The sequence below is a fragment of the Kitasatospora sp. NPDC096140 genome, from assembly GCF_040303045.1.
Lineage (GTDB): Bacteria > Actinomycetota > Actinomycetes > Streptomycetales > Streptomycetaceae > Kitasatospora.
Map to the genome: position 1 here is coordinate 189,127 of NZ_JBEOUW010000014.1, position 6,000 is coordinate 195,126.

The 6,000-nt window shown below is 72.7% G+C and carries 6 protein-coding genes and 1 tRNA gene; 4 read left to right on the forward strand and 3 right to left on the reverse strand.

The features are described 5' to 3' along the window. Positions 1–25 precede the first annotated feature (25 nt). The 3 genes from ABT048_RS17380 (at position 26) to ABT048_RS17390 (ending at position 3,637) form a co-directional block, all read left to right on the forward strand. Positions 26–1,114 (forward strand): SGNH/GDSL hydrolase family protein, encoded by a 1,089-nt coding sequence (locus ABT048_RS17380; protein ID WP_350522239.1) that lies wholly within the window; start codon positions 26–28, stop codon positions 1,112–1,114. Between the two features lie 63 nt (positions 1,115–1,177). Then, the gene (locus ABT048_RS17385) at positions 1,178–2,398 is read left to right on the forward strand and encodes an acetyl-CoA C-acetyltransferase (RefSeq protein ID WP_350522240.1); all 1,221 of its coding nucleotides are present in this window, start codon (positions 1,178–1,180) and stop codon (positions 2,396–2,398) included. A 291-nt stretch (positions 2,399–2,689) separates the two neighbouring features. Continuing rightward, a complete protein-coding gene (locus tag ABT048_RS17390) occupies positions 2,690–3,637 on the forward strand; it encodes a hypothetical protein (protein ID WP_350522241.1) in 948 nt (315 codons plus the stop codon). 124 nt (positions 3,638–3,761) lie between these two features. Here the strand turns inward: ABT048_RS17390 and ABT048_RS17395 are convergent, their stop codons facing one another. From ABT048_RS17395 to ABT048_RS17405, 3 genes are all read right to left on the reverse strand, one after another. Then, the gene (locus ABT048_RS17395; protein ID WP_350522242.1) at positions 3,762–4,145 is read right to left on the reverse strand and encodes a hypothetical protein; all 384 of its coding nucleotides are present in this window, start codon (positions 4,143–4,145) and stop codon (positions 3,762–3,764) included. A gap of 86 nt (positions 4,146–4,231) precedes the next feature. After that, on the reverse strand, positions 4,232–5,104 hold the full coding sequence (locus ABT048_RS17400) for a Bax inhibitor-1/YccA family protein (protein ID WP_350522243.1): 873 nt from the start codon (positions 5,102–5,104) through the stop codon (positions 4,232–4,234). 145 nt (positions 5,105–5,249) lie between these two features. Then, a tRNA-Leu gene (locus ABT048_RS17405) sits at positions 5,250–5,331 on the reverse strand. A 268-nt stretch (positions 5,332–5,599) separates the two neighbouring features. Between ABT048_RS17405 and ABT048_RS17410 the strand changes: the two genes are divergently transcribed. After that, positions 5,600–6,000 (forward strand): ABC transporter ATP-binding protein (locus ABT048_RS17410; RefSeq protein ID WP_350522244.1); only part of this gene is annotated, 401 nt, incomplete at its 3' end.

The window sequence follows — 6,000 nt, forward strand, 5'->3', positions numbered from 1 at the left end:
GCACGAGGACGTGAAGGGGGTCCGGATGCCAGGCGCACACGACTCGCGGGCCCGGGTGGCCCGGCGGATCGCCACCGCGGCGGCGTACGGCGGCGGCGGGCTCGGACTGCTCGGGGTCGGCATGGTCGGCCTGCTGCTGACCGAGAGCAAGCTCGCCATCCAGGCCATCGGCGTCCTGGGGACCCTCCCGCCCAAGGCCGACGGCGTCTACGGCGAGGCCTTCGCCGACCGCTCCGCCGCCCCGCAGCCGCCGCTCGTGCTGGCCGTCCTCGGCGACTCCACCGGCGCCGGCCTCGGGGTGGCACGGGGCCGGGAGACCCCGGGCGCCCTGCTCGCCGCCGGGCTGGCCTCGGTGGCCGAACGCCCGGTCCGGCTGGTCAACGCGGCCCGCTCCGGCGGCCGCTCGGCCGACCTCTCCGGCCAGCTGGAGCAGGTGCTGCAGCACCACCCGGACGTCGCGGTGATCATGGTCGGCGCCAACGACGTGACCCGGCACAGTCCGGCCCAGCTCGCCGTCCGCCAGCTCGGCGAGGCCGTCGCCGCACTGCGCGCCAACGGCTGCGAGGTGGTCGTCGGGACCTGCCCGGACCTCGGCACGATCAAGCCGGTGCGCCCGCCACTGCGCTGGGTGGCCCGACGGCTGAGCCGGCAGCTGGCCGCCGCACAGACCATCGCGGTGGTCGAGGCGGGCGGCCGGACGGTCTCGCTGGGCTCGCTGCTGGGCCCGGAGTTCGCCGCCCGCCCGGAGATGTTCGCCGCCGACCGCTACCACCCCTCGGCCCAGGGCTACGCGACGGCCGCGATGACCCTGCTGCCCTCGGTCTGCGCCGTGCTCGGCCTGTGGCCGGAGGAGGAGCGCCCGACCGCGCCGGTGCCGGGCGAGACGGTGCTGCCGGTCGCGGTGGCCGCCGCCGCGGCGGCCGGGCGGGCGGGCACCGAGGTGGCGGCCGTCGAGACGGAGGGCGCGGGCCACCGCTGGGCGCTGCTGCGCCGGCGCCTGCGGATCGGCCTGCCCGGGTCGGGCGTGGCGGCTCACCTGCACCCCGTCCAGGACGACCCGCCGGGCCCCGGGAATACGTCGGCCAGCTCACACGCTGGGGCGGGTGACGCCTGATCTACCAGGCGGTAACTTTCCTCCCGGACGTCAGGTCCGCAGTCACCCAGCGAGGAGCCCGTCATGCCCGAAGCCGTCATCGTCAGCGCCGCCCGTTCGCCGATCGGCCGGGCGTTCAAGGGCTCCCTGAAGGACGTCCGCCCGGACGACCTGACCGCGCACATCATCCAGGCCGCGCTGGCCAAGGTGCCGCAGCTCGACCCGCGCGAGATCGACGACCTGATGCTGGGCTGCGGCCTGCCCGGCGGCGAGCAGGGCCACAACCTGGCCCGCATCGTGGCCGTCCAGATGGGCATGGACTACCTGCCCGGCGCCACCATCACCCGCTACTGCTCCTCCTCGCTGCAGACGACCCGGATGGCGCTCCACGCGATCAAGGCCGGCGAGGGCGACGTCTTCATCTCGGCCGGTGTGGAGACCGTCTCGCGCAGCATCCACGGCACCTCGGACGGCATGCCGGGCACCATGAACCCGCTCTTCGACGAGGCGCAGGCCCGCACCGCCAAGCGGGCTGCAGAAGGCGGCGGCGAGTGGCACGACCCGCGCGCGGACGGGCTGGTGCCGGACGCCTACATCGCGATGGGCCAGACCGCCGAGAACCTCGCCGCACTCAAGGGCATCACCCGCGCCGAGCAGGACGAGTTCGGCGTCCGCTCGCAGAACCTCGCCGAGGCCGCCATCAAGGCCGGCTTCTGGCAGCGCGAGATCACCCCGGTGACGCTCCCGGACGGCACCGTGGTCAGCACGGACGACGGCCCGCGCGCCGGCGTCACCGTGGAGGGCGTCTCGGGCCTGAAGCCGGTGTTCCGCCCCGACGGCACCGTGACCGCCGGTAACTGCTGCCCGCTGAACGACGGTGCGGCCGCGCTGGTCATCATGTCCGACACCAAGGCCCGCGAGCTCGGCATCACCCCGCTCGCCCGGGTGGTCTCCACCGGCGTCAGCGCACTCTCGCCCGAGATCATGGGCTACGGCCCGGTCGAGGCCTCCAAGCAGGCGCTCAAGCGGGCCGGCCTGAGCATCGGCGACATCGACCTGGTCGAGATGAACGAGGCCTTCGCGGCCCAGGTGATCCCGTCCTACCGCGACCTCGGCGTGGACCTGGACAGGCTGAACGTCAACGGCGGCGCCATCGCGGTCGGCCACCCCTTCGGCATGACCGGCGCCCGGATCACCACCACGCTGATCAACTCCCTGCAGTGGCACGACAAGCAGTTCGGTCTGGAGACCATGTGCGTCGGCGGCGGCCAGGGCATGGCGATGGTCATCGAGCGCCTCAGCTGACCCTCCCCCGTACGCTCCGAAGGGTCTGGACCACCCATTTGGAGTGACAGTGCGTAATTGAGGGCCGGATCACACCGCGAGGTCGATCCGGCCCTCTTTCCGTTCGTTTTCGGCTCGGAAATCGACACTGCGGAGCGGATCAACTGCACTGCGTAGAACGGTGTTACCTAACAATTTGGGGACAAGAGCGAAAGTCCGGGACGAATTAGACATTCGCCACTGCGGTAACACCCCCGGATGCGGCAGTGTGGACACGTAACCCCGTTCCGCTCCTCGCTAGGAGTACGTTCCGTGAGCGCCGTCTACACCATCCTGCTGCTGATCCTGATCACCGTGTCGACCGCCGTGCTGCTCCGTCTCCGCGGAATCTCCCGCCGACTGGACGCTCAGGCCGCGGCCCCGGCCGTGCCCGCACCGGTGGACGAGGCCGCGATACGCCGGGCCGTCACCGAGGCGCTCGCCGCCGACCGCGAGCGGGAGATCACCGAGGCCCGGGCGTTCTGGGCCGAGCAGGAGGCCCGCGCGGCCGAGGACGCGCCGCTGTTCGACTCCCCCTTCAACGGCGTGTTCTCCGGCACCGACGAGTGGCCGCTCTTCTTCCCCCGCCCCACCGGCCCGCAGGACGCCGCCGACAACGCCGGGACGATGGACCCGGAGTTCGGCGAGGCGCTGCGCTCCGCGCTGGAGGACCTGATCAACGACGGCGGCACCGGCACCGGCCCGGCCGAGCCCGGCACCGACGGCGGCGCGCCGCTGCGCCCCGGCCACCCGGTGGGCGAGACCGCGAAGGACGCCCGGGCCCGCCGCGAGGCCGACCTGCTGGCCACCGGCCTGGAGGCCGGGCTGCTGGACGCCGACCAGGCCGTCGAGGAGGCGCCGGTCGCCGCGCCCGACCCGCGCCGCCACCCCTCGCACCCCGACTTCGTGCCGAGCCAGGCGCCGTCCCGCGAGTGGACGGACACCCGGCTGGCCACCCTCGCCGAGGAGGCCGTCGCACTGATCGACGTCCGCCCGGGCCCGCTGGGCACCCTGGACGTGTACGCCTTCGCCGACGGCACCACGCTCTGCGTGGCCCCGGGCGACCGGGAGGCCGCGTACCGGCTGATCGACGCGGTCCGTGCCGGAGAGCACGTCCGACTGCTCGGCGGCTCGCGCTTCTCCGGCTCGTACTCGCTGACCTTCTCCACCGACGAGGAGGCCGTCTACGTGCTCGCCGACCGGGTGGTCGCCAGCATCTGACGCCCGCTCACGGGCCGGACTCCGCGCGCCCGCCCACGGGCTCGACGAGCTGCACGCCGAAGGCCGGCCGGGTCAAGGGGTTACCGACCCGGCCGGCCTTCGGCGTGTCCGGCCGCACCCGGCCTCAGGCGCAGAGCGCCGCCGTGCCGCGCACCGCCGCCACCGCCCCGGCCAGCACCTCGCCCACCGCGGCGGGCCCCTCCGGCAGCGTCACCCGCGCGTCCTCGGGCAGCGCCGCGAGCGCGGCCGCCAGGTCGTGCCCGGCGACGGCCAGTTGGTCCCCCACCGCGAAGGCCCCGGCGTCCGGGAAGTCCCGCTCGGGCCCGCCCTCCGCCGCCAGCGCCAGCGCGGCCAGCCGCCGGGCCAGGTCCAGCGCGGCCGCCGCCCGCGAGGCGTGCCCGGGCACGGCGCCCAGCAGCTTGCTCTGCGGCAGCGAGCGGAAACGATCCGCCAGGGACTCGACGGCTTCGACCAGGGGCCGTACGTCCAGGAGCTGTACGTCATGCATGGCAGCGAGCCTAGGCGAAAAGCCGCCGGGCCCCGGAGCGGGTGGCTCCGGGGCCCGGCGGCAGTGGTTCACGGCGACCGACGGTGTCAGTCGTCGCCGCGGAGGCTGGCGATCAGGCGCAGCATCTCGAAGTAGATCCAGACCAGCGAGAAGGTGAGCCCGAAGGCGGCCCGCCAGGACTCCTCCTGCCGGGCACCCCCGGCGATGGCCTGCTCGATCTCGGCGAAGTCCAGCGTCAGGTAGAACGCGCCGAGGGCGACGCCGATCAGGCCGATGCCGACGCCCAGCGGGCCGGACCAGGTGTTGAGACCGCCGCCGAAGGCCCACGCGATGCAGTTGATCAGCAGCAGGCCCGAGAAGCCCAGGCCGATCGCGATGCCGATGCGGGTGTACTTCGGGCTCACCCGGAGCCGACCGCTCTTGTAGACGTAGAGCGTCGCCCCGAAGACCGCCGCCGTGCCCAGCACCGCCTGGATGGCGATGCCCGGCCAGATGGTGTTGAGGACGTGGGTGACCGCGCCCAGCGCGAAGCCCTGGAACGCCGCGTAGGCCAGGACCAGCGGCGGGCTGATCTTCTGTCGGAACTGGACGACCAGACCGACGATCATGGCGACCAGCGAGGCGCCGACGGCGAAGCCGAAGTTCTTGAACGGCAGCGTGAACCAGGACACCGCACCGGCGGCGACCACGGTCAGCAGCGTCATGGCCGTGCGGGCCAGCACGTCGTCGAGCGTCATCCGCCCGGTGGCCCCGGGGCCGGCGGACGGCCCGTTGTACATCTCGAAGAGCTGCTCGTCCGTCAGCGGTCCCTGCGCCGACGACTGCTGGGCGTACTGGGTGCCCGCGTACGGGTTGTGGCCGTACGGGCTCCCGGCCTGCGCACTCGTTCCGAACCCCGCGTAACCGGAGTCGCGGGTGAAGGATCCCTCCCGCGAGAAGACCGGGTTGCTGCTTCTCATTGCTCATTCCCTCCGTGGCGGCACTGCACCGCCCACGCACAAGGGTAATGGCTTGGCAAAAATTCCGGGATACGCCGCGAGGAGGATCCGGTGAACGACGCCCGGCGGGGGCGCCGTCGGCGCCTCCGCCGGGTCGACCGACCTGTGCCCGGAGCCGGACTCGAACCGGCACGGCCTCGCGGCCAAGCAGTTTTAAGCTGCCCGTGTCTGCGTTCCACCATCCGGGCGTCCTGCGAAACCACCCCTGAGCCTAGTCGCCCGGCTCACCCTTTCGCATGTTCCCAGCCCCGGAAGTTGTCATGTTTCCTTGCCATCTGACGAACTGTTCGGAATTCGGCCACGAAGGATAGCGGTTCCGGCCACGAGCCGGACGTCGACCCTCCCTCAGGGTTCCCGTCATACCGCAGGAGGACGGGCCGCCCCTCCCGTACGCCCAGCGGTGGTCGGGCCAACCGTCCGGCGGAGCGACGCCAGACCATGATCACGTCGCGGAGCATGGAGGTACAAGCCCACGAGCACAAGGAGCCCCCCGTGACCACGTCGACCGCAACCGCCGTCCGCACCGGCCTGGCGGCCGCCCGCGCCACCGGCCTGAACAAGGTCTACGGGGAGGGGGAGACCCGCGTCGTCGCCCTCGACAACGTCAGCGTGACCTTCCCCCAGGGCGAGTTCACCGCCATCATGGGCCCCTCCGGCTCCGGCAAGTCCACCCTCATGCACTGCATGGCCGGCCTCGACACCGTCACCTCCGGCTCCTCCACCATCGGCGACACCGAACTCGTCGGCCTCAAGGACAAGCAGCTCACCCAACTGCGCCGCGACCACATCGGCTTCATCTTCCAGGCCTTCAACCTCCTCCCCACCCTGACCGCCCTGGAGAACATCACCCTGCCGAT

Coding starts and splice junctions, on each gene's coding strand:
- ABT048_RS17385 (WP_350522240.1), top strand. CDS start 1,178: ATGCCCGAAGCCGTCATCGTCAGCGCCGCCCGTTCGCCGATCGGCCGG.
- ABT048_RS17400 (WP_350522243.1), bottom strand. CDS start 5,104: ATGAGAAGCAGCAACCCGGTCTTCTCGCGGGAGGGATCCTTCACCCGC.
- ABT048_RS17395 (WP_350522242.1), bottom strand. CDS start 4,145: ATGCATGACGTACAGCTCCTGGACGTACGGCCCCTGGTCGAAGCCGTC.
- ABT048_RS17380 (WP_350522239.1), top strand. CDS start 26: ATGCCAGGCGCACACGACTCGCGGGCCCGGGTGGCCCGGCGGATCGCC.